Source organism: Sphingomonas sp. ABOLG (assembly GCF_003950435.1).
Lineage (GTDB): Bacteria > Pseudomonadota > Alphaproteobacteria > Sphingomonadales > Sphingomonadaceae > Sphingomonas > Sphingomonas panaciterrae.
Map to the genome: position 1 here is coordinate 25,712 of NZ_QQWW01000004.1, position 25,211 is coordinate 50,922.

Consider the following 25,211-nt stretch of genomic DNA (forward strand, 5'->3'; position numbering starts at 1 on the left):
CGCCCCCTTTTGCTGTTCACCGGATCACCGCGCCCCTTAAGGGGCAGGCGGTCAGTCTTCCTCGGCGATGCGCACCTTCAGCCCGTCGAGATCGGGGCCGAACGGCAGCTGGCACGACAGCCGCGAATATTCGTCGCGCGTGCTGGACGAATCGAGCAGGTCGTTCTCGTCCTCGCTGATCGGCGGCAGTTTCGCGGCAAATTCCGGGTCGACATGGATGTGGCAGGTCGCGCAGCTGCAGCACCCGCCGCACAGCGCCAGGATCTCGTCAATGCCGCCGTCACGAATGACTTCCATCACCGACAGGCCGGCGGAACCGTCGATCTCACGTTCTTCCCCGTCACGCAGAGTGACGATAAGCTTGGGCATGCTGCTCTCCCCGAAAGTTTATCGTTCCCTTGCCGATCTTGCGGGCCGCCCGCAATGGGGCTGAGCGAGCGCGCGCTGCGCGACGGCGTCGATGCGCTCGCCGCGATCGAGCCGCGCTTCGCCACCGCGCTCGCCCGCGTCGGCTATCCGCCCACCCGCATCCGCGATCGCGGCCACGTCACGCTGATGCGCACGATCGTCGGCCAGCAGGTCAGCGTGAAGGCCGCCGACGCGATGTGGCGCAAGCTGACCGAGGTGATCGGCGATCCCGTCGATCTCTCCCGCCTCGTGGCTGCCACCGATGAGGAATTGCGCGCCGCCGGCATGTCGCGGCAGAAATCGGGCTATCTGCGCAGCCTCGCGGAGGAAGTGACCAGCGGGCGGCTCGATTTCGACCGCCTGCCGCTCGATGACGAGGAAGCGATCGCGCAGCTTACCCGCGTGAAGGGGATCGGCCGCTGGTCCGCCGAAATCTACCTGCTGTTCGCCGAGGGCCGCCCCGACATCTGGCCCGCCGGCGATCTCGCGGTACAGATAGAGGTCGGTCGCATTCTGGGACATGAGACGCGGCCCAGCGAGAAATTGACCCGCGAACTGGCGGAGGCATGGCGCCCGCATCGCGGCGCGGCGGCGATCTTCGCCTGGCACCATTATGGCGCCGGCGCCGACGCAGCGCCGGTCTGACCGATCGCTCAGTTCCGGATCAGGATGCCGGCTTCCACGTCTGCGTCTGGCAGATGAAGGAAATGCACCCCTTCACCTTCAGCGACCCGTCCTTGGCGCGGGTGACGATCGACTTGTAGCTCTTGCCGTTGCGCGGGTCATAGATCCGGCCGCGCCACTCGTCGCCGGCATCGCTGAATTCGCTCAGGATCGGCATCCCGACGATCGGGCGACTGCGCAGCGCGGCATCGGGATTGTTCACATCGGTGGCAGGCGCGCCGGCCTTCGCCTTGATCACCTTGGCGATTCGCCCACATGTTGATCCGCCGCACTGGCCGATCTGGACGATCGCGCTGCCATCCTGGGTCAGCCATTTGCCCGCAATCGGTTGTGCGGCCTGCGCCGGCCCGGCAAGGGTAAGCGCAGCGAGCGAGAGCGCGCCAGGCGCGGCGAGACGGGCGATCCTCATGATCGCCTTATCAGGGGACGGCGATGAACACGCAATGGACGATCGGCATCATCGGCGGCTCCGGCCTCTACGCGATTGAGGGGCTTGAGGACGCTGAGTGGCGGCCCGTCTCCTCCCCCTGGGGCACGACCTCGGACGACATATTGTTCGGCCGCATCGGCCCCGTCGGCCTGCGCTTCCTGCCCCGCCACGGCCGCGGCCATCGCATCGCGCCCGGCGACATTCCGGTCCGCGCCAACATCGATGCGCTGAAGCGCGCCGGCTGCACTGACCTGATCGGCGTCTCGTCGGTCGGCTCCTTGCGTGAGGAGCTGGCGCCCGGCCGCTTCGTCGTCGTCGACCAATTCATCGACCGCACCGTCGGCCGTCCCGCCAGCTTCTTCGGCACCGGCATGGTGGCGCACGTCTCGCTCGCCGATCCTGTGTGCGAGCGGCTGTCCGCCTTCGCCGGCGCCGCGGTCCAGGCGGTGGGCGGCAAGGTGACCGAGGGCGCTACCTATCTCGCGATGGAGGGCCCGCAATTCTCCACCCGCGCCGAAAGCGAGATGTATCGCCAATGGGGCTGCGACGTCATCGGCATGACCGCCATGCCCGAGGCGCGGCTCGCACGCGAGGCGGAGCTGCCCTACGCGCTGGTCGGCATGGTCACCGATTACGATTGCTGGCGCGAGAATGAGCAGCCAGTGGAGGTGAGCGAGATCGTCGCGCAGATGGCGGCGAACGGCGTCATCGCCCGGTCGATGATCCGCGCCCTGGTCGCCGCGCTGCCGGCGCAGCGTACCCCGTCGCCGATCGACACGGCGCTGAACGGCGCGATCCTCACCGCGCCGGACCGCTGCGATCCCGCACTCGCCGCACAGAATTCCGCCATACTCGCCCGACTAAACGGTTGAATCGCTCATCCACGTCCCGCATGGCAGCTTCGATGAAGCCTGCCGCTACTGAACCGTTGCGATCGCTTCCGGAGGTTTATGCCTCCATCCGTGTTCCCGAAGGCGCCGGCTTCTGGCGCCGCCTGTTCGCGTTCGTCGGCCCCGGCTGGCTGGTCGCCGTCGGCTATATGGATCCGGGCAATTGGGCGACCGACATCGCCGGCGGCTCGGCCTTCGGCTACACCTTGCTCAGCGTCATCCTCTTGTCGAACCTCATGGCGATCGTGCTTCAGGCATTGTCGGCCCGGCTCGGCATCGGGGCGGGGATGGATCTCGCCCAGGCATGTCGCCGGCAATATTCGCGGCCCGTCAGCTTCGTCCTGTGGGTGCTGTGCGAAATAGCCATCATCGCCTGCGATCTGGCGGAGGTGCTCGGCACCGCCATCGCGCTGAAGCTGTTGTTCGGGCTACCCCTGGTGGCCGGCGTCTGCGTCACCGCGGTCGACGTGTTCCTGATCCTCGCGCTGCAACGCTACGGCTTCCGCCGGCTGGAGGCGTTCGTCGCCGCCTTGCTGATCGTCATCGCCGGTTGCTTCGCCTTCGAGCTGGCCTGGGCCGGGCCGGACTGGGCGGCCGCTGCCGCCGGCCTCATTCCGACGACCGAGATCATCAGCAACCCGCTGATGCTCTACATCGCGATCGGCATCCTCGGCGCCACGGTGATGCCGCACAACCTCTACCTCCATTCCGCGATCGTGCAGACCCGCGCGGTGGGGAAGGGGGTCGCTGAAAAGCGCGACGCGCTGAAGATGGCGACGATCGATTCCACCGTCAGCCTCGGCCTCGCCTTCTTCATCAACGCCGCGATCCTGGTGCTCGCCGCCGCCACCTTCCACGTCGCCGGCCGTACCGAAGTGGCCGAGATCGAGGAGGCGCATCAATTGCTCGCCCCGATGCTCGGCGTCGGCGCGGCGAGCGCGGTGTTCGCCATCGCTTTGCTCGCGAGCGGGCAGAATTCCACCGTCACCGGCACGCTCGCCGGGCAGATCGTGATGGAGGGGTTCCTCGAACTGCGCCTGCCGATGTGGCTGCGGCGGCTGATCACCCGCGGCCTCGCCATCATCCCGGCGGTGGCGGGCGTGCTGATCGCCGGCGATTCCGGCGCAACGCAATTGCTGGTGCTCAGTCAGGTCGTGCTCAGCCTGCAATTGCCCTTCGCGGTCCTGCCGCTCGTTGCCTTCACCGGCAGCCGGCGCCTGATGGGGTCGATGGCCGCCCCGCGCTGGCTGATCGCGCTTGCCTGGGGGATCGCCGCCGTGATCGTGCTGCTCAACGGCTGGATGCTCTGGGGCATGATGACCGGCCAGGGCTAGGGTGCCTGCCGGGCGCCTGCGCCATCGCGCGGCGCCCGGCAATGTGCAATCAGGCGAACACGGCCACCGACTGCATCTGCTCGGCGACCATCTCGCCCCGGCTGTTCCAGATGCCCATCTGCTGCGACGAACTGCCCGCGCGCGCATAATCGGCGTTGGAGCGCAGCAGCCACCAGCCGTCCTCGGTCGTGGGCTGCGGCCCCAGCACGTTCAGGATCCACGTCAGTGAGCTCATCGGCACGTTGCGCCCGATCAGCCGCAGCGCCGCCGGCGGCAGGCAGTCACCCACCGCGAGCAATTCCACCATCGGGTCCAGCCCCTCGCGCTCGTTGAGCCGCGTCCAGCGCAGCCATTCGGCGGGCAGCAGGTTCGGCCCGTCGCGGCGGTCGAGGAACTCGAAATTCTGCGTGAAGGCGACCGCCGGATGCCCCTTGAAGGTCGTTTCATCCGGTCCCGGCTTCGCGAAATCGGGCACCGTCGTCACCGCATAATCCAGCTCGCTTTCGATCGCGCGCATGAAGACGAAGGTGCAGCGCAGGCCAAGCCCCGCCTCGCTCTCGATATCGGCCTGGATGAACGCCGCATTCTTGCCCCGCCGCAGCCGGTGCGCCGTTACCAAGATCGGCCCGGCCAGCGGGCCGATGAAGCTTACCTGCGCCGACCGCAGCGGGGGCAGGTCGGTCTCGGACTGCATCGCGCAGTGCAGCGCGATCGCCGCCGACAGCCCGCCATAGCCGGTCCGCCCCTGCAGCCACCCGTCCGGGATCTCGCCGCGCCAGCCGGGGCCATCGCCCAGCGGGGTCAGACCGTCCAGGATCTGCTTCAGGCTCGTCATGCATTCACCCCTTCGAATTCACCCTGGGCGAGCCGATCGCGCAGCTCGCGCTTCAATACCTTGCCGATCGCGCTGCGCGGCAGCTCGTCGGTGACGTACAGCTTCGACAGTCGCTGGGTCTTGCCCAGTTTCTCATTGACCGCTGCGCGAACCTCCTCCGCGCTCGCCGCAGCGCCGGGGCGGGGGACGTAGAAGCCGACCGGCGTCTCGCCCCATTCCTCGCTCGGCACGCCAACGACGGTGCAATCGGCCACCGCCGGATGCTGCGCCAGCACCGCTTCCAGATCGGACGGGTAGATGTTGAACCCGCCCGAAATGATCATGTCCTTCTTGCGGTCCATCAGGATCAGGAAGCCGTCCTCGTCGATCCGCCCGACGTCGCCGTGGCGGATCCAGCGCCTGCCCTCCGCGTCATGATATTCCGCGTCGCGCGTGGCGCCCTCGCGCTTGTGATAACCGTTCATCATCGCCGGCGAGCGCCCGACGATCTCGCCCATCTCCCCGGGCGCCACTTCGTTGCCGTCCTCGTCCAGCAGCAACGCCTCATGCCCGGGCGACAGCTTGCCGACGGTGTGCAGCTTGTCGGGGTTCTCGTCCGCCACCAGGATGAATGACGCGCCGCCCTCGGTCATGCCGTAATATTCCACCAGCTTGCCCGGCCAGCGGTTCAGGATGTCGCGCTTCAGCTCGGCCTTGAACGGCGCTGAGGTGCAGGTCTTGAAGCGGAAGGCGCTGAGGTCGAAACTGTCGAAATCGGGCAGCGCCATGATGCGCTGATATTGCACCGGCACCAGCATCGTGTGCGTCGCGCGATATTGCTGCGCCAGCTCCAGATAACGGCGCGCATCGAACTTCTTCATCAGCACCACCGTGCCGCCCCAGGCGAGCGTCGGCAGGAAACTGACCAGCGTGGTGTTCGAATATAGCGGCGTTGCCAGCAGCGTGACGGCGGTGTCGAACCCGGCCGTGCTGTTGCGCGACAGATGCTGCCAGCGCATCGTGTGGCTCTGCACAATCCCCTTGGGGATGCCGGTCGTGCCCGACGAATAGATGATGTTGAACCCGTCGAGCGGCGCGATCTCGACCGGCGTCGGCGTGCTCTCCTCCGGCGCCAGCCACTGGTCCAGTTCCTCCAGCATGACGATCCGGGCCGACATCGTCTGGCCGGCCAGCGCATCGGCATTGGCGCGATCGAGGAAGACGAGGTTGGCGCCGCTGTCCTCCACCATGCCGGCGATCTGCTCCGGGGTGGCGGATGGCTGGATCGGCGCGGCGATCGAACCAGCGCGCACCGCGGCCAGGAACACGATCGACTGCGCGACGCTCGGATAGCTGACGATCGCCACCGCCTGTCCCTGCGCCGTGCCGTCGCGCTGAAGCGCCGCCGCGGCGCGGTCCATCGCCCGGTCCAGCTCGGCATAGGTGATTTGCGCGTCGCCATCGGCGATCGCCAGCTTGTCGGGCTGGTTGGCGGCGTGGCGGCGGATCAGGTCCGGCAAGGTGCCGAAATCCCGTGCGAGCAGGTCTTCAACTCTCTCCATGATTCCTGCGCTAGCGGGCGCCGCTGCCGAATGCCATACGCGACATTCGAATTTAAAGGAGAGTCAAATGGACGGCGGAGTGGCAATCGTCACCGGCGGGGGTACCGGGATCGGGGCAGCGGTGGTTCGCCGGCTCGCGGCACGCGGCGTGCGCAGCGTCATCAACTATGCGCACAGCCGCGCAGAGGCGGAGGCGCTGGCGGCAGAGGTCGGCAACGGCTCGATCGCGGTACAGGCCGACATCGCCGACGACGCCGAATGTCGGAAGCTCGTTGCCGCCGCCACTGACACCTTCGGCCGGCTCGATTTCCTCGTCAACAATGCCGGCCGTACCAAACATGTCATGCATGAGGATCTCGACGGCCTCGACGCCGACGATTTCATCGACATTTACCGGCTGAACACCATTGCCGCCTTCCAGATGGTCCGCGCCGCTGCGCCCGCGATGCGCGAAGGGCCGATGAGCGCCGTAGTCAATATCGCCTCGATCGCCGGGATCCACGGCGTCGGCTCCTCGATCGCCTATGCCGCTTCCAAGGGCGCGCTGATCACCATGACGCAAAGCCTCGCCCGCGTCCTGGCGCCGGCAATCCGCGTCAACGCCGTCGCGCCCGGCTATGTCGGCACCGGCTGGTTCGAAAAGTCGCTCGGCGTGGAGGGCAAAGCAAAGCTCGACGCCAATGTCGCGCGCCGTACCCCGATGGCGATGGCTCCTGAGGCGGAGGATATCGCCGGCCCAATCGAGATGCTGCTCGACCCCGCCGGCCGCGCGATTACCGGCGAAACCTGGCGCGTCGATGCCGGCTTCCACCTCGATACCGGCGGCAGCCGCCGTCCCGGTCGGGAGAATTGAAGGTTGCTGGCCGCGATGTCTCGGTTCGCGGCCAATAATCTCCGGTAACAGGCCGTGATACCCCGCCAGCAGGCCGGCGGGGTATCACGGCGGGCCGGCTCAGCGCCCCGTGTTCGCGGTCTGGCCGAACAACACCTTCTTCGCCTCGTCGGACATCGGCGCCGGCGCGGGCTGGATCTCCTTCCCCTTGGCATAGGCCCGCTCGGTCCCCGGCCGCGCCTTGATCGCGGCGTGCCAGCGGGCGATGTTGGGAAATTCGCTCAGATCCTGCCCCTGTGCCTCGGGCAGGATCCAGGGATAACTCGCCATGTCCGCGATCGTGTAATCCTCGCCCGCCACGAACGGTCGATCTGCCAGGCGGCGATCAAGAACGCCGTACAAGCGATTGGTTTCGTTCAGATATCGGTTGATCGCGTAGGGCACCTTCTCGGGCGCGTAATTGCGGAAATGGTGGTTCTGTCCCAGCATCGGTCCCAGACCCCCCATCTGCCACATCAGCCACTGGTTCACCTCGGCCCGCGCGCGCATGGTGTCACCCCCGAAGCGACCGGTCTTTTCGGCCAGATACAACAGGATAGCGCCCGATTCGAAGACGGAGATCGGCGCGCCTCCATCGCTCGGTTCATGATCGACGATCGCCGGCATCCGGTTATTCGGCGCGATCTTCAGGAAGTCGGGCTTGAACTGCTCGCCAGTGCCGATGTTCACCGGAATGATCCGGTAGGGAACGCCGGCTTCCTCCAGGAAGAGCGTGATCTTGTGCCCATTTGGTGTCGGCCAATAATGAAGATCGATCATGCAATTCTCCCTTGTGGTTCGTGGGCCAGATGGGGGCTAGGGCCGATCAGGCAAGCACCGCGCGACGCCGCACCACGCCCAGCAGGAACACGGCAAAGGTGACGGCACACAGCAACGAGGCGAGCAGGAACGCACCGCCCGCGTGGCCGCGCTCGGCACCAAAGGCCAGTGCTTGGGTCATCGCCAGCGGGCCCAAGATGGCCGCGACGCTGGAAAGGCTTGCCAGCCCACCTTGCAACGCACCCTGGTTCGCGGCGTCGACGCGGGTTGATAAGATCGCATTGATTGACGGTCCGACCACCCCGGTCACCGCCCCGGCCGCGATCAGCGCATAGAGTTGCCACCCCTGCTGCGCAAAGGCGTAGAGCGCAAAGACAATCACCCCCGCGGTCAACCCGATCAGCACCGTACGATCCTCCCCGAACCGCTTGATCGTCGGCCCGATCAGAAACACCTGCGCCAGCATCATCGACAGGCCTGATGCGGCCAGCGACCATCCGATCGCCTTGCTGTCCCATCCCAGCGCGATGCTGACGTAAAAGGTCCAGGTCGAGGGATAGACCATATGCGCGATTTGCCACAGCAACGCGCCGATCAGCAGCGCCGCCGCACCGCCGGCGTGAAAGAGCGGGACAAACGCGCCGACCGGATTGGCACGGCGCCAGTCGAAGGGGCGACGGTTCTCCGGCGCCAGCGTCTCCGGCATCACCGCCAGGATCAGCCCCGCATTGGCGAAGGCCAGCGCCGCCGCAGCGACAAAGGGCGCGCGCGGTCCCAGGTCACCCAGCAAGCCGCCGATCGCCGGCCCCAGGATGAACCCGCCACCAAAGGCCGCGCCCAACAGGCCGAACATGCGGCCGCGCTGTTCGGGCGGCGTGACGTCCGCGATGACGGCATTGGCCGGGCCATAGGTCGCGCCCGCGATTCCGGCGATGGCGCGGCCTGCAAACAGCCAGCCGAGCGACGGCGCAAAGGCCATGAAGGCGTAGTCGATCCCGAAGCAGCACAGGCTGATCAGCAATACGCGCCGTCGGCCGTATCTGTCTGAAAGGCTGCCGATTACCGGACCAGCAAAGAAATGGGTGACGGCGTAGACTGCCAGCAGATAGCCGCCGATCCGCGTCGCCTCGGCAAGATCGACGCGTCCGAGCTCTACGATCAGCGCCGGCAGAACGGGAAGCACGATCCCGAAACCGATGGAATCGATCAGCATCGCTGCGATCGCGACGGGCACGGCTGGATGATCGAATCGCATCAGCTCACCTTCCGGCGAAACCGCATAGACGAACAGGTAACAGTTGTCGCTTTGCTTGCCATCGGAAACGTGGCATGAATGCGCCATACCCGATATTCAGAATCGGCTTCGGAGAAATGATTGATGGCAAGCGCCGCCGAACTGGACCGTTCCGCAGACACGATTGATGCTTTCCGCGCTGAGGCGCGCGCCTGGCTCGAAGCTAACTTCCCGCAAAGCCTGCGTGGCAAGGATAACGCCATGTCGGCCGTTGATGGTCCGACGGAGGAAACCGCCGAGCAGAAGGCGTGGCGCGAGGCGATGGGCGCCAAGGGTTGGGGCACGCCCACTTGGCCGAAGGAATATGGCGGCGGCGGGCTGACCCGCGAACAGGCGCGCGTGCTGGGTGAGGAAATGGCGCGCATCGGCGCCTGGAACCCGATCGGCGGCATGGGCGTGATGATGTTCGGGCCGACGCTGCTGGAATATGGCAGCGAGGAGCAGAAGCAGAAGCACATCCCCGGCATCGTCCGCGGTGAAGTGCGCTGGTGCCAAGGCTATTCGGAGCCGGGCGCCGGTTCGGACCTCGCGTCCTTGCAGACCTTCGCCGAGGACAAGGGCGATCATTACATCGTCAACGGCCAGAAGACCTGGACGAGCGGCGGCCAGTGGGCGGACAAGTGCTTCGCGCTGGTGCGCACCGACAAGACGCAGAAGCATGCCGGCATCAGCTTCCTGCTGATCGACATGGATGCCGAGGGCGTCGAAACCCGCCCGATCAAGCTGATCTCTGGCGCCTCGCCCTTCTGCGAGACCTTCTTCACCAACGTGAAGGTGCCCAAGGAGAATTTGGTCGGCCAGGAAGGGCAGGGCTGGACCATCGGCACCCGCCTGCTGCAGCACGAGCGTAATTCGCTTTCCGGCGGCGGCGGCTCGCAGGGCCGCATGAACCAGGGCGAGCAGATCCCGTCGATCGCGAAGAAGTATCGCGGCGTCGATGCCGAAGGGAAGCTCGCTGACAGCGACCTGCGCACCCGCATCATCAAGCATGAGATGGACCAGCGCGCCTTCGCGCTCACGCTGCGCCGTGCGGCACTCGAGGCCAAGGGCAATGCCGGTCCGTCCGCCGCCACCAGCGTGATGAAGAACGTCGGCGCCCGCATCACTCAGGATCGCGCCGAGCTGGCGATCGAGATCATGGGCATGCAGGGCCTTGGCTGGGAAGGCGAGGGCTTCAGCAACGAGGAACTGGCGGCAACCCGCACTTGGCTGTGGGGGAAGGCGGTGTCGATCTACGGCGGTTCGACCGAGATCCAGAACAACGTCATCGCGAAGCGCATCCTGGGGATGCTCGACCACCAGTAATCGCTGGTTTGTTATTCGGTTAGGCGCGGGCGAACGCGTCGGAGAGGGCCGGGTCGAGGAGCGGGCGCACAGACGTCCGCCCTCCCCGGCAGGTCCTTCGTTAAAGGGTTTGAGAAATGGCGTTGCTGAACGACGAACAGGTGATGTTGCGCGACATGGCGCGCGAGTGGGCCGACAATGAGTCGCCAACCACCGCGTTCCGCAAGCTGCGCGACGCAGCACCGGCCAAGGGGTTCGATGCCGAGGCATGGAATACGATTGGCCAGATGGGGTGGGCGGGCATTCTCATCCCCGAGGAATTCGGTGGCTCTGCCTTCGGTTATCTATCGCTCGGACTGGTGGTCGAGCAGCTCGGCCGCAATCTGGCTGTGAGCCCGCTGTCTTCGACCGCAGTCGCGGCAAGCGCGATCGCGACGGGCACGTCCGACGCGGCAAAGTCCGACTGGCTGGGCAAGCTCGCCAGCGGCGAGGCGGTTGCCACGCTCGCGATCGATGAAGGCCCGCTGCACACCGGTGTCGATAATCTCCAAACCACCGTGTCGGGCAGTTCGCTGAGTGGTGCCAAGAAGTTCGTCGCCGAGGGTGACGGCGCTGACGTGTTCGTCGTCGCCGCTGCTGATGGCCTCTATGCCGTGGCGAAGGGTGAGGGGGTCACCGTCCAGACGCGCCGCATGGCGGACAGCCGCAGCCATGCCGACGTCACCTTCACCAACGCGCCGGCTGAGAAGCTCGGCGGGCCGGAGCTCAGCCGCGCCATTGTCGATCGCGCCACTGCCGTCACCACAGCGGAAATGCTCGGCATGGCGGAGAACGCGTTCAGCCAGACGCTCGACTACCTCAAGCAGCGCGTGCAGTTCGGCCAGGTCCTGTCGACCTTCCAGGCGCTGCAGCACCGCATGGCAAAGATGAAGACCGAGATCGAGCTGATGCGGTCCGCCGTTGAGGGCGCGTTGGAAGCAATCGACGCAAACCGTTCGGACGTCGATCAGGCTGTCAGCCTGGCAAAGGCAGTGGCGAATGACACGCTGCGTCTCGTCAGCCGTGAGATGGTGCAGCTGCACGGCGGCGTCGGCATGACCGACGAATATGATGCCGGCCTGTATCTGAAGCGCTCCGCCGTGCTGGAGACGATGTGGGGCAATGCCAGCTACCATCGTGACCGTTTTGCGCGGCTCAACGGATATTAAAACGCGTTACAGTAATTTCGGTATGGCGGCGGGTGTTCTCTGCAACACCCGCCATTTTTATTCTGCCAAAAGGTCATGAGCCGCATTGCCGCTTGACCTTACGGAAAGCGCGTCGTCTATTCGATGAGACGGTACGGCCCGAATAGAGGCTGACCGCATCGGGAGAGAGATGATGGCGAAAGCGCTTTTCGTCCGCGGCACCGCATGTTCGGCGCTCGCGTGGGCCCTTCTCACCGCCGGAACGGCGCACGCACAGATCGGCGGCGACCCCACGGCCATCCAGTCGGCACCGGCCACCAACGATACGTCGGCACCCGACATCGTCGTCACCGGCACGCTGATCCGCGGCACGCCGGAGGACTTGGCCGTGCCGGTGGATGTCATCTCCAGCGAGGAACTGGCGAAGCAGGGCGCACCGACGGCGGTCGATCTGCTCAAGAACCTGACCGTGGCGAACGGCACGGTGGGTGACGCCAATCAGTTCGACACGCGCGCGCAAGGCTCCGAAGGTGTTGCCTCGGTCAACTTGCGTGGTCTGGGGCCGCAGCGTACCCTGGTGCTCCTCAACGGCAAGCGCATGGTGCCATCCGGGCTCGGCATCCCGATCGTCGACGTCAACATGTTCCCGACCTCCGCGATCGGCCGGGTCGAAATCCTGAAAGATGGCGCCGCGGCGACCTATGGGTCGGACGCCATCGCGGGCGTGGTGAACTTCATCACGCGCACCGATCAGCAAGGCTTCCTCGTTTCCGGTGACTATCGCTGGATCAAGGGGTCGAACGGCGATTACGGTGCGGCGGCGTCGTACGGGCACAAACAGGACAATTTCCGTGTCTTTGCCTCGATCGGCTATCAGCGGCGCTCCGAGCTTCGCTTCACCGATCGTGATTTCGCGGTGCAGCCCTATCCCACCAACCCACAAGGTGCGTGGACCGGGGGCGGCAGCCCCGGCAACTTCGATTTCAACGGTACGGTCGGCGGCATCAATCTCACGACTGATCTCGGCTGCGAAGGGCTCGGCGGCTTCCGCAGCGCGCCCGGCTCCAACACCGACCGTTGCTTCACGCAATTCGGCCAGTTCGATAATCTGATCGAGCCGGAGGAGCGCTTCCAGGCCTTCCTCGACACCGAGTTCGACGTGGCTGACAATGCGTCGCTTCGCCTGACGGGACTGTATTCGTTCACCAACACCCGGGTGACGAGCTCGCCCAGCTACCTGCCGACGCTTCCGCCATCGACAAACGCGGCGTTCGGCAATGGCTCGCTGTTCGTCATCCCCGGCTATGCACCGGCGCTGCGTGACTATTGCGCATTGTACGGCGCGCAGGCGGGGTGCTCGCGCTCTGCGTCCGGCGCACTCGACAGCGCGGTCGCGTTGCCGGTGCTGTTCCGGCCCTTCCTGCTGGGCGGCAATCCCTTGTTCGAGAGCCGCAGCAACGATCGCGGCTCCGCCGTCTCGAAGCGCGAGACGGAGGCGATGCGCTTCACCGCCGACCTTCATATAGAAGTCAGCAGCAACATCGATTTCACGACGGGCTTCACCTTCAGCGAATATCATCGCGACTATGACGGCACCGACACCTTCGGCGATCTGCTGCAGAATGCGATGGCGGGCTTCGGCGGCCCCAATTGCGCCTATGCGTCGACCGCCTCGCGCGCTGGCCTGACCCCGGCGCAGCTGGCGGGCCTCGCGGGCACCAACGGCTGTACGTTCTTCAACCCGTTCTCCACCGCGATACCGGTCAACGCGGTCACCGGCATCCTCAACCCTAACTTTGCGGGCACGCGCAATCCTGCCGGCTTCAATCTCTCGCCCGGCGCTGGCCTCATCAACGACCTGGCGACGATCGACCTGTTCTTCCGCACGCCCAACACGCAGGTGCGCACCCAGCAATATGTCGGCGACGTCGCGCTTTCGGGGCGTACCGGCATCCGGCTGTGGGCCGACAGGGATATCGGGTTTGCGGTGGGCGGGCAGTATCGCAAGAACACGTTCCAGACGCTGCTCAACAACGACGCCAATATCGCTGTGACGCCGTGCCCGGGAACGCCGCTCAACCCGAATGCGACCTGTAACCCGCAAACCGGGGCGCTCGGCTTCCTCGGCACCAATCCCGAACGCACGGCGGACGCCGATGTGTACGCCCTGTTCGCCGAGCTGCAGATCCCGATCATGGACGCGATCAACCTGCAATTGTCGGCGCGCTATGAGGATTACCGCGGCAACGTGGGCTCCACCTTCGATCCGCAGGCGCGCCTGAAGATCGAGCTGACCGACTGGCTCGGCATCCGCGGCGGCGTCGGTACCAGTTTCCGTGGGCCGCCGCCTCAGAACCTGTCGGGGTCCGGCGTGTCGCTGCAGGTGATCGGCACCGGTTTCCGCGCGGTGGAGATCTTCGGCAATCCAAACCTGCGCCCGGAAAGCGCAACCACCTATAATGGCGGCATCCTGATCGATCGCGGGCCGTTCAACGCCAGCCTCGACTATTGGCGCTACGACCTGAAGGGGCCGATCGAATCGGAGCCGGTGTCCGGGCTGGCCAATGCGCTGTTCGGCGCGAGTGGCACCGCCAATTGCGGCAATCCGGCCTTTGCCGCACTCCAGTCGCGCTTCACCTTCAACGCAGCGGGTTGCGGCATCAACAATGTCAGCCGCCTGCGTACGCAGGTGTTCAACAGCGCAGACGTGAAGACGTCCGGCCTTGATTTCACCGCCAGCTATCGGGGTGAACTCGGCCCCGTCGAACTCACCGTGGGCGGCGCTGCGACCTATGTCATCGATTATGATATCAAGGATCTGTTCGTCGAAGGCATTCTGGTGCAGCCAGCGTTCGACGCGGTCGGAAAGCTGAATTTCCAGACCACCGCATACCCGATCCCGCAATGGCGCGGGAACTGGTACGTGCAGGGGGACACCGGGCCACATTCGCTGAGGCTCCAGTTCAACTATGTCGACGGCTATACCGATCAGCGCGGTCCCGCCATTTTCGGGCCCAACGCGGGTGCACTGGCTGGAGCGTCGGTAACCCGCGGCAAGGAAATCGGATCTTGGCGGACGTTCGACGCGACGTACCGTCTGGCGCTTGACACCGGCACGACCTTCACGCTTGCGGCGGTCAACATCTTCAACCGCGACCCGCCGTTTGCGCGCCTTGACCCCAATTACGACAGCTTCACTGCGTCGCCGCTCGGGTTCACCCTGAAAGCGGCGGTTTCACAGGCCTTTTGACCTTCGGCGGGCAGCATTGTTGCGAAACATTGCTGCCCGTACCAATGCCACTGGTGTATTCCTTTCGCCTCGTTAAAGATCGAAGGGCGTATACAAGCGTAGGAGAGCGATATGGATGCCAGCACCACATGGGTGCATGATGACCGTGACAGGAAGGCACTCAGCCGTCGCGGATGGACGCTGGCACTGCTGACCACGGCCTATTTCTTCAGCTTCATGGACCGGCAGATCCTCGCGATCCTGCTGGAGGCGATCAAGGCGGACCTGCATCTCTCGGACACCCAGCTTGGGCTATTGTCCGGCCTGGTGTTCGCCATTTTCTACGCCACCCTCGGCTTGCCGATCGCGCGCCTCGCGGATCGATCAAGCCGCAGCAACATCATCGCAATCAGCATTGCCTTCTGGAGCGCCATGACGGCGCTGTGCGGCTTCGCGCAGAATTTCGTGCATCTCATGTTCGCCCGTATCGGCGTCGGCATCGGGGAGGCCGGTTTCGGCCCGCCCAGCCAGTCGATCATCGCCGATCTCTATCCCCCCGAGAAGCGCGCAAGCGCTATGGCGATCTACTCGCTCGGCGTGCTGCTTGGCGGTGGGCTCGGCATGGTGATCGGCGGGTTTGTGGCGCACTCCTACGGCTGGCGCGTCGCGCTGATGGTTGTTGGCCTTCCCGGGATCGTGCTGGCGATCATCATGAAGCTGTTCGTGGTCGAGCCACGCCGGGGCCTCGCCGATGGAAAGGTGCCGGCGGCGCCCGCCGACGCGCCAGTCATCGGCATGTGGCAGGGCATCGCTTCGATGTGGCATAATCGGGCGGCGTTCCACCTCGTCGCGGCGATCACCATCACCTCGCTGGTCGGCTATGCCGTGACCGGTTGGGGACCCAGCTACATGCAGCGCTCGCTCGGCATGTCGATCCTCGACGTGTCCAAATATGTCGCACTGCCCGCGGCGCTGATTGCGGGCTTCTCGGCCATGCTGGGCGGCTGGCTGTGTGACCGCGTGGCAAAGAGCAAGGGCATCTATGCCCAAAGCTATGTCGTCGTTGTCCTGAAGATCATCGCCTTTCCGTTCGCGCTGGGCTTCTACTTCGTCGATCACCTGTGGCTCGCGCTCAGCTCGTACTTCGTCGCGGCGATCTTCGCCGGCGCGTACATCGGCCCGACCTACGCCATGATCCAGCACCTCGCGCCGCTGCGGCTGCGTGCCACCTGGGCGGCGTTGACGCTGCTGGCGACCAGCCTGCTTGGCCTCGGCCTCGGGCCGTTCGCGGTCGGTCAGATCAGCGATCTCCTGCGGCCCACCTATGGTGGTGAATCGCTCCGCTGGGCGATGTTCTCGGTGGCGATGCTGACGCCGTGGGGCATCTTCCACTACTGGCGCGCAGGCGTTCTGATGAAGCGCCAGGAGGAGGCCGCAAAGGCCGCCTGACGGCTCCCGCCGGCGCCCTTCGGGGCGTCGGCACCACCCGCGGCCGGCATGGTGTCGTTAAGCTTGGCGCAACCTTTGCGGCAGTGCCGCATTGTAGCGGAAACGTTACTCAAGGTTGCTTCGATGAAACAGATCGTTCCGATCGTGCTCGCCCTGATCCCGCTTGCTGCCGTGGTGGGAGCGTGCGTCACGGTTCCTTGATCCGCCATTACATCGACATGGAGCGACGCCCGTCCTTGATCCTCAAGGGCGGGCGTTGTTCTTATGGTCACCCTTGCAATTACCTTGCGCGCAACCGAATATAGCCTCTCGGAAGCTTTGGAGGAACGAGATGAGCGCATTGTACACGACGAAGGTAACGGCTGTCGGGGGCCGCAGTGGCACCGTGCGAAGCGAGGACGGCATCCTCGATCTTTCGCTCGCGATGCCAAAGGAACTCGGTGGAAAGGGTGGAGCGACCAATCCGGAGCAATTGTTCGCTGCCGGCTACGCCGCATGTTTCGAAAACGCCGTGATCCATGTGACCCGCGGAAAGGCCGTGAAGGTCCGCGATGACGATATCGAGGTGATCGCTGATGTGGGGCTTCAGCCCGCGGCCGGCGGGGGCTTCGCGCTTACCGTGGCGCTTGACGTCACCATCGCTGGTGTGGACCAAGCGCAGGCCCAAGAGATTGTTCAGGCCGCGCACGCAGTTTGCCCCTATTCCAACGCGGTGCGGGGCAATGTTGACGTGGCGCTCAACGTATCGACGCGCTGACAAAAGGACGGCTCTGCCCGTCGGCAGAGCCGTCCCTTATCACCGTCCGATCAAGCGCGTCCGTTTTACCCGCTTCCCCAACCGCGCCGCTGACTCGTCGCAACGGACGCACGGCGTGGCGGCAATTCAGCACAAATTGTTGGTCTTTTCGCGCGACCTGGGGCAGCGGGCGGCGCGATGCTGCCCTGCATGCGCGAAACCAATGAAATAAAGCGAAGTTGTGTTGCCTTGATGATCAAGCGCAACGTTTCTTTCGCGTCTTGGCATCGGTCGTCTCGCTCGGGCTTTACCGTTGATGAACAGTTACGATCTAGCAATGCCCTTTCTGGTTAATCCCACACGATTCCTGCTGCATTATGTGGCGGCCCGACCCTGGATATTCCTGCTGCTGGGCCTTCTGGTCGCTGGCGCGTCGGTCAGCTCGATCGGCGTCCAATATGCGATGAAGGTGTTGATCGACACCATGACCGGCGACGATCGCATCCGGTCTGCGGTTTACGCCGCGCTGGCGGCGTTCCTCGGCCTCGTCATCATCGAAAGCCTGCTGCAGCGGCTCGCCGCGCTGACGCTCGGCCAGGCCACCGTCGTGTCCGGCGTCGCCATCCGGCTCGACATGGTGAACTATCTCACCGGCCATCAGATGCCGTTTTTCCAGAACCAGCGCGCTGGCTCGCTGGGGCATCGTATCTCCGGGCTGGCGGGCATCTTCGGCGCCATCATCCACCGCCTGCTGCAGGAGGTGACGCCGCCGCTGATCGTATTTGCCGGCGCGATGCTGATCTTCATCACGATCGACGTGCGCATGGCGATCGTCCTCGGCGGGATCTTCGTGGTGGTGACACTCGGCCTCGTGCTGCTCGGGCTGCGCGGCCATGTCCATCACAAGGCGTTTGCCGAACACGCCGGCACGGTGGGCGGTGAGCTCGTCGACTTCATCGGCAACATCTGGGTGGTGAAGGCCTTTGCTGCCGGCGAGCGTGAGATGTCCCGTTTGCGCGGCTTCCTCGATGACGAGGCGATCGCCCAGCGCCGCGGCTGGTTCTTTGTCGAGCGGATGCGCGGGCTGCACGATCTGTCGCTGGCGATCTTCGTCGGCGGGACATTGATCTGGGCAATCGGGCGCTGGTCTGATGGCAACATCACGACCGGCGACGTCGTCGTCATCAGCACGCTTACCTTCCGTATCCTCCACGGCTCGCGTGATCTTGCCATGGCGCTGATCGATGTGAGCCAGCAGTTCAGCTATCTGCGCGAGACGCTCGATATCATTGGCGTGCCGCAGACGCTGAGCGATGCACCGGGCGCGACGCGGCTTCGCGTGGGTGAGGGCAGGGTGGAATTCAACCACGTCACCTTCGGCTATGATCCGCGCCACCCGATCCTGCACGATCTGTCGCTGGAGATCCCCGCCGGCCAAAAGGTCGGGATCGTCGGTCCGTCCGGGGCCGGCAAGTCATCGATGTTGCAGCTGGTTCAGCGCTTCCACGATCCACAGGCCGGGCACGTGCTGATCGATGGGCAACGCGTCGACAGCGTCACGCAGGAAAGCTTGCGCGATGCGGTCGCCGTGGTCCCGCAGGAGGTATTGCTGTTCCACCGCTCGGTGATGGAGAACATCCGCTTCGCCCGCCCCGACGCGGATGATGAGGAGGTGTTCCGCGCCGCGGAGGCGGCGGGATGCGATGATTTCATCCGCCGCTTGCCGCATGGCTATGACAGCATCGTCGGCGAACGCGGCACCAACCTGTCCGGCGGTCAGCGGCAACGAATCGGCATCGCCCGGGCCTTCCTGAAGAATGCCCGGATCGTCCTTCTCGATGAGGCTACCTCGGCGCTCGATTCCGAATCCGAGCTTGAGGTGCAGAACGGGCTGGAGGCGTTGATCCAGAACCGCACCGTGATCGCCGTCGCGCACCGCCTCTCTACGATCGTCAACTTCGACCGCGTGGTGGTCGTATCGGAGGGACGGGTGATCGAGGATGGCCCACCGCAGCAATTGCTGCGCCGCCCGGATGGCGCCTTCCGCGCCTTGTGGGTGATGCAGGTCGAGGGGCTGGATCGATCGTCGGGCATCTCGGCGGCTGGCGAGCGGCTGCGCGCCCTGTCCGAACGCAGCCGCGCCCGAGTCCAGCGCATGATGCGCAGCGCCTGGCATGGGGTAACCGAACGGCCCTGAGGGCAGGGGCTGTGCGCTCCCGTCGCTGCGGATGGCAAGGCTTGGCTGGGCAAAGCTGACGTGCGGGAATGATTGGTGTCGGCAGCCGCCAGGGCAGGTTTTGATTTCAGAGCCGCTGCTCCTTACCGCGGTTCAGCGCCCTCCAAGCCAGCCAGAGATGCAGTTGCTGACCGGCGAGTAGCGCCGCGCCCATCAGTACCAGCACGGGCAGTGCGAAATGCTCCTGTCCTGGGCGCGGTGCGACCGACAGCGACAACCCGGTCGCGAAGCCGAGCAGGAGAACGGTGAGCACGGGCATGAAGGCCAGCGCTACCGGTCGCGGCGCGGACCAGTTTACCTCGTCCGTCAGGCTCCATTGCATCGGAAGGCGATCCGCACTGTGGAAGCGCTTGTTCGCGCGGAGGGCGTTGCAACTGCTTGTCGCGACGAACAGCAGCAGGACGAGCAGCATCAACATGGTCCGGTTCCTCCGCACCTGAGATTAGCCGCCAATCGGGGGGCGTCAGACAAGAAAAAACCCGCCCGGCGTGATGCCGGACGGGTTTTCAAGCATCGCACAGCGAAGAGCCGATCAGCCCTGCGCCGGCTCCTCGGACTCGTCGCGGGCCTCGGCGGTGGCGCCGGGCTCTGCGTTAGGGTCGAACTTCTCCAGGAAGCCACCCTGGTCACGGCCTTCTTCGAAGACCTGTGCCATGACGTCCACGCCAGCCGCCTGCATCTCTGCCTCTTCAGGCGAGCGTGCGACGTTGACCTTGACCGTCACGGACACTTCCGGGTGCAGCGCGACCTTCACGTCGTACACGCCGATCGACTTGATCGGACGGTCGAGCACGACGGCCGACTTGGCGACCTTGTGGCCAGCCTCGTTCAGCGCCTCGACCAGATCGCGAACCGCGACCGAGCCGTACAGCTGGCCGACGTTCGACGCCTGGCGGATGATGGTGACCTGTGCGTCCCTGAAGCTCTTCGCTTCCTTCTCGGCCTCGCCACGACGGTTGGCGTTTTCCGACTCGATGCGAGCACGGTTGGCTTCGAAGACCTTGCGGTTCGCTTCGTTGGCGCGCAGCGCCTTCTTGTTCGGCAGGAGGTAGTTGCGGGCGAAGCCATCCTTCACCTTCACCACGTCGCCGATGGCGCCGAGCTTCTCGACGCGCTCAAGCAGAATGACGTCCATCTGCTCTTCTCCTTACTTAACGACGTAGGGCAGCAGGCCCAGGTGACGGGCGCGCTTGATCGCCTGGGCGAGCTCGCGCTGCTTCTTGGCGCTCACCGAGGTGATACGCGACGGAACGATCTTGCCACGCTCGGACACGAAGCCCTGCAGCAGACGCACGTCCTTATAGTCGATCCGGGGAGCGTCCTTCGCGGAGAAGGGGCAGCTCTTGCGACGACGGAAGAAGGGGCGTGCCATTATGCGTTCTCCTCTTCACGACGACGGCCGCGCTCGCGGTCGCGTTCCTGCTTGCGCATCATCACCGACGGGCCCTGCTCATGCGCGTCAACCTTGACGGTCATGTAGCGGATCACGTCCTCGTTGATGGAATGCTGACGCTCGATCTCGGCGACGGTGTCACCGGGCGCGTCGATCTCGAGCATGACATAGTGCGCCTTGCGGTTCTTCGACATGCGATATGCCATCGAACGCAGGCCCCAGGTCTCGGTCTTGACGACCTTGCCCTGATGATCTTCGACAATCTTGGTGACGGCTTCCGCCATCGCGTCCACCTGCGCCTGTGCCAAATCTTGGCGCGCAAGGAACACGTGCTCGTAAAGAGCCATGTGCTTTCCTTCGTTGGCCGATCGCTGACATGGCCCCGTGCCATGCCCCTCCGGCTGTCGTCCACAACAGCAAAAGGCGAGGAGTCGACGCTCCCCGCCCATGCTCTGCGCTCCTGTACCGGGAGCGGGTCAAATTGCAAGCCTTAGCGGAAGGCGCCCCTAACGATCGTCACGATCTGGCCGTTGCGGCCCAGCAGCAGGGCGTCGTGGCCAGACCGGACCCACTGCTGTCCGCGCTGCGGCGCATAAAGGCGCTTGCCGCGGAACTGGCGATAATCGACCACGCGATAGTTGCGGGCATATCGACGGTCGAACCGCTCGCCTTTGCGCCAGTTGCGATAGGTCGGCTGACGCGTGACGGTGGTGTGCTTCACGACCGTGCCGTTGCCGCGATGCTGAACCGTGCGGGTGGTGGTCTCGCGATGCTGCGCCGATGCGGTGCTGGCGATCACCGGCGTGGCGACCAGCGAGGCTGCAACCGTCGCCTTGATCAGCTTCTTGAACATCTGACTGCTCCTCTTCACTCTCTTGCAGGCGCCGATAGCGCGGCGTCGGAGACCTATCTGGGGCAGGGATGTATCCGACCTGTCACAGTGAGCGGGCGAAATGGTCGCGATTTGTCGCAGGATCGTTGCGAAGCTGAATCGACGTTCAGAATACAAGCATTTCTATACCGGATCGGCCTAGAAGCGGCGCGATGGCGATTCTTCTTGCGTGTGAAGGAAGGGGCAGGGCGGCCCGTGCACCGGCGTCGGCAATGCCGTTGGTCGATGTCCGCGCGCGGCTGCGCTGGGCGCTGCTCCTGCTGGCCGGCATCGCTGCGGCATTGTTCGTCGGCTGGGTGGGCTTCATGGCGTCCGACGATACGCTCTATTATGCCGGCGCCGTTCGCTGGCTCACCGACCCGCCCTTTGCCGGCAGCGATCACTGGTCCACCCGCTTTCCGTTGACGGTGAGCTTTGCCGCGGTGCTCGCAGCGGTCGGCCGCAACTATGCGGCGTTCGGGGTCACCGCGGTCCTGTTTTACCTTCTGCTGGTGGCAGTCGTCGGTCGCTTCACGGCGCAGCTTGCAGGCGAGCGGAGCGGCTGGATCGCGGCCCTGCTCACCGCCACGCTCGCGGTAGTGGTCACGGACGCCACCACAGTCAGTGTCGATCTTATCGAGGTGGCGGCGCTGATCGGTGGCGCGTGGCTGGTCGGCAGCGCCAGCGACGATCGCCGGGGCTTGACTCGTGCGGCGCTCGGCGGCGCGCTGTTCGGCACGGCAGTGCTGTGCCGCGAGACGAGCGTGCTCGCGCTCGCCGCCCTCGGCCCTGCGCTTCTTCTCGGCCGACCCGTGTCGCGCCGGCTCCTGATCGTCTGCGGCCTCGGTGCAGCAGCGGTGCTGGCGGGTGAGGCGCTGTTTCAATGGTCCCTGACGGGCGATCCGCTGCGCCGCTACACCATCGCCTTTCATCACGACGAGCACATCAATCGCGCCGCAAACCGGGAGGGCAATTTCCTTCTCTGGCCGCCGATCGACCCCGTGCTTGTCCTTCTGGTCAACGATGACTTCGGCTTGCTCTTCTGGCTCGCCGGAGCCGCATTGTGGCGCGGCGCATGGTCGCTCACCCCGCCTCAGCGCCGCGCTCCGCTGACGCTGCTCGCGGCGATGGCGGGGGTGAGCTTCCTTCTCGTCGCGGCCTTGTACACCAAACTGGTCCTGAACCCGCGCTACTTCATGCTCGCCGCGATCGTCGCGGTCATCGTACTGGCGATCTGGCTCGATCGACTCGATCGCCGCCTCGGCGCGCTGATCATCGCGCTGCTCGTGTCGACGAACCTGTTGCTGATGAGCGTCGGCAACGCGCATCCCCGCTGGCCGATGGAGGCGCTGGTACGTGCCGCGCAGGCACATCCCCGAGAGGTGATCGCCGCTGATGCTGACATCGTGCGCCGCGCCGACATATCGATGGTCTTCATCGGGCAGAGCAACGTGCGCGCGCTGCCGCTCGATCCTTCTGACAAGGCCCTGCCGCACCTCGTGGTAGCGCAGGTCGATCAGGCACCGTCCGGTCAGGTGATCGACCGCTATCCGCCGCCGCCGACACGGCTCGGATCATTGCTCCGCACCCTTGGGTTGGAGCCGCTGGTACCCGCGTCGATCGCCCGCAGGATGTTCGCACCTGGCACCGAAATGGTACTGGTCCGTACCACCGGCGGTTGACCGCTGCGCCCTGCCACGCCTACCGCGCCCCTCTTCCAATTCAGGAGCGACCGATGCGAGCGTTCATCTTTCCGGGCCAGGGCAGCCAGGCCGTCGGCATGGGCCAGGCACTGGCAGCCGCCAGCCCCGCCGCGCGCGAGGTTTTTGGCGAGGTTGACGATGCGCTGGGCCAGAATCTCTCGCGCCTCATGGCCGAAGGGCCTGCTGACGAATTGACGCTGACCGAGAATGCGCAGCCCGCGATCATGGCCAATGCCATCGCGACGCTGCGTGTGCTGGAGAAGGAAGGCGGCGTGCGCCTGGCCGACAAGGCCGATTTCGTCGCTGGCCACAGCCTGGGCGAATATACCGCGCTGTGCGCTGCCGGCGCTTTCGATCTTGCGACGACCGCGCGCCTGTTGAAGCTGCGCGGCCAGGCGATGCAGGCAGCGGTGCCGGTGGGTGAGGGCGGCATGGCTGCGCTTCTCGGCGCGGATCTGGCCAAGGCACAGGCGATCGCTGCCGCCGCGGCGGAAGGCGATGTGTGCACCGTCGCCAACGACAATGACCCCTCGCAGGTCGTGATCTCGGGAACGAAGGCCGCGATCGATCGCGCCATCGCGATTGCCAAGGATCATGGTGCGAAGCGCGGCATTGCGCTCCCGGTTTCCGCACCGTTTCATTGCTCGCTGATGCAGCCCGCGGCCGACGCGATGGCCGCCGCGCTCGCGGACGCTGCAATCGCCGCGCCGCTCGTCCCGGTGTACGCCAACGTCCTTGCTGCACCGGTCAGCGATCCCGACACGATCCGCCGGCTGCTCGTGGAACAGGTCACCGGCATGGTCCGCTGGCGCGAATCGGTGCTGGCAATGACCGAGGCGGGGGTGACCGACTTCGTCGAGTTCGGCGGCAAGGTGCTCGGCCCGATGGTGAAGCGCATTTCGCCGGATGCGAATGCGATCAGCATCGTGTCCATGGATGATATCGAAGCGCTGCTGAAGGCGCTGTGAAGGAGGAAATCTGATGTTCGACCTCACGGGCATGACGGCGCTGGTGACCGGCGCGTCGGGCGGGATCGGATCGGCTGTCGCGCAGGCGCTCGCCGCGCAGGGCGCACGACTGGCGGTATCGGGATCCAATGTCGAGAAGCTGGAGGCGTTCCGCGCCAGCCTCGGCGCGGATCACGTCGCGGTGCCGGCCAATCTCTCCGATGCGGCCGCCGTCGACGCGCTTGTGCCGGCCGCGGTCGAGGCACTTGGTGGCCGGCTCGACATCCTCGTCAACAATGCCGGCGTCACGCGCGACAACCTCACCATGCGCATGAAGGATGACGAATGGGATCAGGTGATCCGCGTCAACCTCGAGGCCGCTTTTCGCCTCATCCGCGCGGCGGCCAAGCCGATGATGAAGCAGCGTTTCGGCCGCATCGTGTCGATCACCTCGGTGGTCGGCCAGACCGGCAACCCCGGCCAGGCGAACTATGCCGCGTCGAAGGCCGGGCTTGTCGGCATGTCGAAGGCGGTGGCGCAGGAACTCGCCAGCCGCGGCGTCACGGTCAATTGTGTCGCGCCAGGCTTCATCCGCTCTGCTATGACCGATGTGCTGCTGGACGCGCAAAAGACTGCCCTGCTGACGAAGATTCCGGCTGGTGATCTTGGTACTGGCGAGGATATTGGCGCCGCTGTCGTCTACCTTGCATCGCGCGAGGCAGGTTATGTCACCGGGCAGACGTTGCACGTCAACGGCGGCATGGCGATGATTTAAAGCAGACTTGTATCGCAGCGAGGCCCGTTCTACCTGCGTTCAGGATTCTACAACCCCCCGACGAAACAAAGGGAATTATTATGAGCGAGACCGCCGACCGCGTGAAGAAGATCGTCGTCGAGCATCTCGGCGTCGAGGCCGACAAGGTGACCGAGGACGCGAGCTTCATCGACGATCTCGGCGCGGACAGCCTCGACATTGTCGAGCTGGTGATGGCGTTCGAGGAAGAGTTCGGGGTGGAAATTCCCGATGACGCTGCCGAGAAGATCACCACCGTGCGCGATGCGATTACCTATATCGACGAGCACAAGGGCTGATCGCCCGCGGGGTGGGG

At 65.2% G+C, this 25,211-nt stretch carries 25 protein-coding genes; 14 read left to right on the forward strand and 11 right to left on the reverse strand.

What is annotated here, in order from left to right; translation table 11 throughout:
* Positions 1-51: 51 nt before the first annotated feature.
* The gene (locus tag CA236_RS05730; RefSeq protein ID WP_046410477.1) at positions 52-369 is read right to left on the reverse strand and encodes a 2Fe-2S iron-sulfur cluster-binding protein; all 318 of its coding nucleotides are present in this window, start codon (positions 367-369) and stop codon (positions 52-54) included.
* A 54-nt stretch (positions 370-423) separates the two neighbouring features.
* Between CA236_RS05730 and CA236_RS05735 the strand changes: the two genes are divergently transcribed.
* Positions 424-1,053 carry a DNA-3-methyladenine glycosylase gene (locus tag CA236_RS05735; protein WP_125944902.1) on the forward strand — a complete coding sequence of 210 codons (630 nt, stop codon included), beginning with the start codon at positions 424-426 and terminating at the stop codon, positions 1,051-1,053.
* Between the two features lie 19 nt (positions 1,054-1,072).
* Here the strand turns inward: CA236_RS05735 and CA236_RS05740 are convergent, their stop codons facing one another.
* Positions 1,073-1,501, reverse strand: a complete 429-nt coding sequence (locus CA236_RS05740) for a DUF2147 domain-containing protein (RefSeq protein WP_046410481.1) — start codon at positions 1,499-1,501, stop codon at positions 1,073-1,075.
* Positions 1,502-1,524: 23 nt separating this feature from the next.
* On the opposite strand from CA236_RS05740, the gene mtnP reads away from it, so the two are divergent.
* Positions 1,525-2,394 (forward strand): S-methyl-5'-thioadenosine phosphorylase, encoded by an 870-nt coding sequence (gene mtnP / locus CA236_RS05745; RefSeq protein ID WP_125944903.1) that lies wholly within the window; start codon positions 1,525-1,527, stop codon positions 2,392-2,394.
* 32 nt (positions 2,395-2,426) lie between these two features.
* A complete protein-coding gene (locus tag CA236_RS05750; RefSeq protein WP_046410484.1) occupies positions 2,427-3,746 on the forward strand; it encodes an Nramp family divalent metal transporter in 1,320 nt (439 codons plus the stop codon).
* 49 nt (positions 3,747-3,795) lie between these two features.
* Here CA236_RS05750 and CA236_RS05755 read toward each other — a convergent pair whose 3' ends face one another.
* Both CA236_RS05755 and CA236_RS05760 read right to left on the reverse strand, forming a co-directional pair.
* On the reverse strand, positions 3,796-4,581 hold the full coding sequence (locus CA236_RS05755) for a thioesterase family protein (protein WP_125944904.1): 786 nt from the start codon (positions 4,579-4,581) through the stop codon (positions 3,796-3,798).
* Positions 4,578-6,122, reverse strand: coding sequence for a class I adenylate-forming enzyme family protein (locus CA236_RS05760; RefSeq protein WP_125944905.1), 1,545 nt, complete (start codon positions 6,120-6,122; stop codon positions 4,578-4,580). Before CA236_RS05760 ends, CA236_RS05755 begins: the two co-directional genes overlap by 4 nt.
* Before the next feature lie 67 nt (positions 6,123-6,189).
* Here CA236_RS05760 and CA236_RS05765 point away from each other — a divergent pair, with 67 nt between their 5' ends.
* Entirely contained in the window at positions 6,190-6,975 is a 786-nt protein-coding gene (locus tag CA236_RS05765; protein ID WP_125944906.1) for an SDR family oxidoreductase, read from the forward strand.
* Positions 6,976-7,074: 99 nt separating this feature from the next.
* Here the strand turns inward: CA236_RS05765 and CA236_RS05770 are convergent, their stop codons facing one another.
* Both CA236_RS05770 and CA236_RS05775 read right to left on the reverse strand, forming a co-directional pair.
* The gene (locus tag CA236_RS05770; RefSeq protein WP_125944907.1) at positions 7,075-7,773 is read right to left on the reverse strand and encodes a glutathione binding-like protein; all 699 of its coding nucleotides are present in this window, start codon (positions 7,771-7,773) and stop codon (positions 7,075-7,077) included.
* Positions 7,774-7,819: 46 nt separating this feature from the next.
* On the reverse strand, positions 7,820-9,028 hold the full coding sequence (locus tag CA236_RS05775) for an MFS transporter (protein WP_125944908.1): 1,209 nt from the start codon (positions 9,026-9,028) through the stop codon (positions 7,820-7,822).
* A gap of 123 nt (positions 9,029-9,151) precedes the next feature.
* Here CA236_RS05775 and CA236_RS05780 point away from each other — a divergent pair, with 123 nt between their 5' ends.
* From CA236_RS05780 to CA236_RS05805, 6 genes are all read left to right on the forward strand, one after another.
* The gene (locus tag CA236_RS05780; protein ID WP_046410494.1) at positions 9,152-10,372 is read left to right on the forward strand and encodes an acyl-CoA dehydrogenase family protein; all 1,221 of its coding nucleotides are present in this window, start codon (positions 9,152-9,154) and stop codon (positions 10,370-10,372) included.
* A 116-nt stretch (positions 10,373-10,488) separates the two neighbouring features.
* Positions 10,489-11,559, forward strand: coding sequence for an acyl-CoA dehydrogenase family protein (locus tag CA236_RS05785; RefSeq protein WP_125944909.1), 1,071 nt, complete (start codon positions 10,489-10,491; stop codon positions 11,557-11,559).
* A 172-nt stretch (positions 11,560-11,731) separates the two neighbouring features.
* Entirely contained in the window at positions 11,732-14,788 is a 3,057-nt protein-coding gene (locus tag CA236_RS05790) for a TonB-dependent receptor (protein WP_164518880.1), read from the forward strand.
* Between the two features lie 111 nt (positions 14,789-14,899).
* Positions 14,900-16,216 (forward strand): MFS transporter, encoded by a 1,317-nt coding sequence (locus tag CA236_RS05795; protein WP_046410497.1) that lies wholly within the window; start codon positions 14,900-14,902, stop codon positions 16,214-16,216.
* Positions 16,217-16,547: 331 nt separating this feature from the next.
* Positions 16,548-16,973, forward strand: a complete 426-nt coding sequence (locus CA236_RS05800) for an organic hydroperoxide resistance protein (RefSeq protein WP_125944911.1) — start codon at positions 16,548-16,550, stop codon at positions 16,971-16,973.
* A gap of 316 nt (positions 16,974-17,289) precedes the next feature.
* Positions 17,290-19,149, forward strand: a complete 1,860-nt coding sequence (locus CA236_RS05805; RefSeq protein ID WP_125944912.1) for an ABC transporter ATP-binding protein — start codon at positions 17,290-17,292, stop codon at positions 19,147-19,149.
* A 106-nt stretch (positions 19,150-19,255) separates the two neighbouring features.
* On the opposite strand, the gene CA236_RS05810 is transcribed toward CA236_RS05805, so the two are convergent.
* The 5 genes from CA236_RS05810 to CA236_RS05830 form a co-directional block, all read right to left on the reverse strand.
* On the reverse strand, positions 19,256-19,606 hold the full coding sequence (locus tag CA236_RS05810) for a hypothetical protein (protein WP_125944913.1): 351 nt from the start codon (positions 19,604-19,606) through the stop codon (positions 19,256-19,258).
* Between the two features lie 114 nt (positions 19,607-19,720).
* On the reverse strand, positions 19,721-20,323 hold the full coding sequence (gene rplI, locus CA236_RS05815) for a 50S ribosomal protein L9 (RefSeq protein ID WP_125944914.1): 603 nt from the start codon (positions 20,321-20,323) through the stop codon (positions 19,721-19,723).
* A gap of 12 nt (positions 20,324-20,335) precedes the next feature.
* Positions 20,336-20,560, reverse strand: coding sequence for a 30S ribosomal protein S18 (rpsR, locus tag CA236_RS05820; RefSeq protein WP_007403456.1), 225 nt, complete (start codon positions 20,558-20,560; stop codon positions 20,336-20,338).
* The gene (rpsF, locus tag CA236_RS05825; protein ID WP_046410507.1) at positions 20,560-20,928 is read right to left on the reverse strand and encodes a 30S ribosomal protein S6; all 369 of its coding nucleotides are present in this window, start codon (positions 20,926-20,928) and stop codon (positions 20,560-20,562) included. Before rpsF ends, rpsR begins: the two co-directional genes overlap by 1 nt.
* Positions 20,929-21,071: 143 nt before the next feature.
* Positions 21,072-21,434 (reverse strand): RcnB family protein, encoded by a 363-nt coding sequence (locus CA236_RS05830; protein ID WP_046410509.1) that lies wholly within the window; start codon positions 21,432-21,434, stop codon positions 21,072-21,074.
* A 251-nt stretch (positions 21,435-21,685) separates the two neighbouring features.
* Here CA236_RS05830 and CA236_RS05835 point away from each other — a divergent pair, with 251 nt between their 5' ends.
* The 4 genes from CA236_RS05835 to CA236_RS05850 all read left to right on the forward strand — a co-directional run bounded on the left by CA236_RS05835 (position 21,686) and on the right by CA236_RS05850 (position 25,194).
* The gene (locus tag CA236_RS05835) at positions 21,686-23,134 is read left to right on the forward strand and encodes a glycosyltransferase family 39 protein (protein ID WP_164518881.1); all 1,449 of its coding nucleotides are present in this window, start codon (positions 21,686-21,688) and stop codon (positions 23,132-23,134) included.
* Positions 23,135-23,187: 53 nt separating this feature from the next.
* Complete coding sequence (fabD, locus tag CA236_RS05840) at positions 23,188-24,123, forward strand: ACP S-malonyltransferase (RefSeq protein ID WP_125944916.1); 936 nt, start codon at positions 23,188-23,190, stop codon at positions 24,121-24,123.
* A gap of 13 nt (positions 24,124-24,136) precedes the next feature.
* Entirely contained in the window at positions 24,137-24,877 is a 741-nt protein-coding gene (gene fabG, locus CA236_RS05845) for a 3-oxoacyl-[acyl-carrier-protein] reductase (protein WP_125944917.1), read from the forward strand.
* Between the two features lie 80 nt (positions 24,878-24,957).
* Positions 24,958-25,194 (forward strand): acyl carrier protein, encoded by a 237-nt coding sequence (locus tag CA236_RS05850; protein ID WP_046410516.1) that lies wholly within the window; start codon positions 24,958-24,960, stop codon positions 25,192-25,194.
* Positions 25,195-25,211: the final 17 nt, after the last annotated feature.

Bases quoted from the DNA above. Each gene is read 5' to 3' on its own strand.
- CA236_RS05730 (WP_046410477.1), bottom strand. From the start codon at position 369: ATGCCCAAGCTTATCGTCACTCTGCGTGACGGGGAAGAACGTGAGATC.
- CA236_RS05735 (WP_125944902.1), top strand. From the start codon at position 424: ATGGGGCTGAGCGAGCGCGCGCTGCGCGACGGCGTCGATGCGCTCGCC.
- CA236_RS05740 (WP_046410481.1), bottom strand. From the start codon at position 1,501: ATGAGGATCGCCCGTCTCGCCGCGCCTGGCGCGCTCTCGCTCGCTGCG.
- mtnP (WP_125944903.1), top strand. From the start codon at position 1,525: ATGAACACGCAATGGACGATCGGCATCATCGGCGGCTCCGGCCTCTAC.
- CA236_RS05750 (WP_046410484.1), top strand. From the start codon at position 2,427: ATGAAGCCTGCCGCTACTGAACCGTTGCGATCGCTTCCGGAGGTTTAT.
- CA236_RS05755 (WP_125944904.1), bottom strand. From the start codon at position 4,581: ATGACGAGCCTGAAGCAGATCCTGGACGGTCTGACCCCGCTGGGCGAT.
- CA236_RS05760 (WP_125944905.1), bottom strand. From the start codon at position 6,122: ATGGAGAGAGTTGAAGACCTGCTCGCACGGGATTTCGGCACCTTGCCG.
- CA236_RS05765 (WP_125944906.1), top strand. From the start codon at position 6,190: ATGGACGGCGGAGTGGCAATCGTCACCGGCGGGGGTACCGGGATCGGG.
- CA236_RS05770 (WP_125944907.1), bottom strand. From the start codon at position 7,773: ATGATCGATCTTCATTATTGGCCGACACCAAATGGGCACAAGATCACG.
- CA236_RS05775 (WP_125944908.1), bottom strand. From the start codon at position 9,028: ATGCGATTCGATCATCCAGCCGTGCCCGTCGCGATCGCAGCGATGCTG.
- CA236_RS05780 (WP_046410494.1), top strand. From the start codon at position 9,152: ATGGCAAGCGCCGCCGAACTGGACCGTTCCGCAGACACGATTGATGCT.
- CA236_RS05785 (WP_125944909.1), top strand. From the start codon at position 10,489: ATGGCGTTGCTGAACGACGAACAGGTGATGTTGCGCGACATGGCGCGC.
- CA236_RS05790 (WP_164518880.1), top strand. From the start codon at position 11,732: ATGGCGAAAGCGCTTTTCGTCCGCGGCACCGCATGTTCGGCGCTCGCG.
- CA236_RS05795 (WP_046410497.1), top strand. From the start codon at position 14,900: ATGGATGCCAGCACCACATGGGTGCATGATGACCGTGACAGGAAGGCA.
- CA236_RS05800 (WP_125944911.1), top strand. From the start codon at position 16,548: ATGAGCGCATTGTACACGACGAAGGTAACGGCTGTCGGGGGCCGCAGT.
- CA236_RS05805 (WP_125944912.1), top strand. From the start codon at position 17,290: ATGCCCTTTCTGGTTAATCCCACACGATTCCTGCTGCATTATGTGGCG.
- CA236_RS05810 (WP_125944913.1), bottom strand. From the start codon at position 19,606: ATGTTGATGCTGCTCGTCCTGCTGCTGTTCGTCGCGACAAGCAGTTGC.
- rplI (WP_125944914.1), bottom strand. From the start codon at position 20,323: ATGGACGTCATTCTGCTTGAGCGCGTCGAGAAGCTCGGCGCCATCGGC.
- rpsR (WP_007403456.1), bottom strand. From the start codon at position 20,560: ATGGCACGCCCCTTCTTCCGTCGTCGCAAGAGCTGCCCCTTCTCCGCG.
- rpsF (WP_046410507.1), bottom strand. From the start codon at position 20,928: ATGGCTCTTTACGAGCACGTGTTCCTTGCGCGCCAAGATTTGGCACAG.
- CA236_RS05830 (WP_046410509.1), bottom strand. From the start codon at position 21,434: ATGTTCAAGAAGCTGATCAAGGCGACGGTTGCAGCCTCGCTGGTCGCC.
- CA236_RS05835 (WP_164518881.1), top strand. From the start codon at position 21,686: ATGCCGTTGGTCGATGTCCGCGCGCGGCTGCGCTGGGCGCTGCTCCTG.
- fabD (WP_125944916.1), top strand. From the start codon at position 23,188: ATGCGAGCGTTCATCTTTCCGGGCCAGGGCAGCCAGGCCGTCGGCATG.
- fabG (WP_125944917.1), top strand. From the start codon at position 24,137: ATGTTCGACCTCACGGGCATGACGGCGCTGGTGACCGGCGCGTCGGGC.
- CA236_RS05850 (WP_046410516.1), top strand. From the start codon at position 24,958: ATGAGCGAGACCGCCGACCGCGTGAAGAAGATCGTCGTCGAGCATCTC.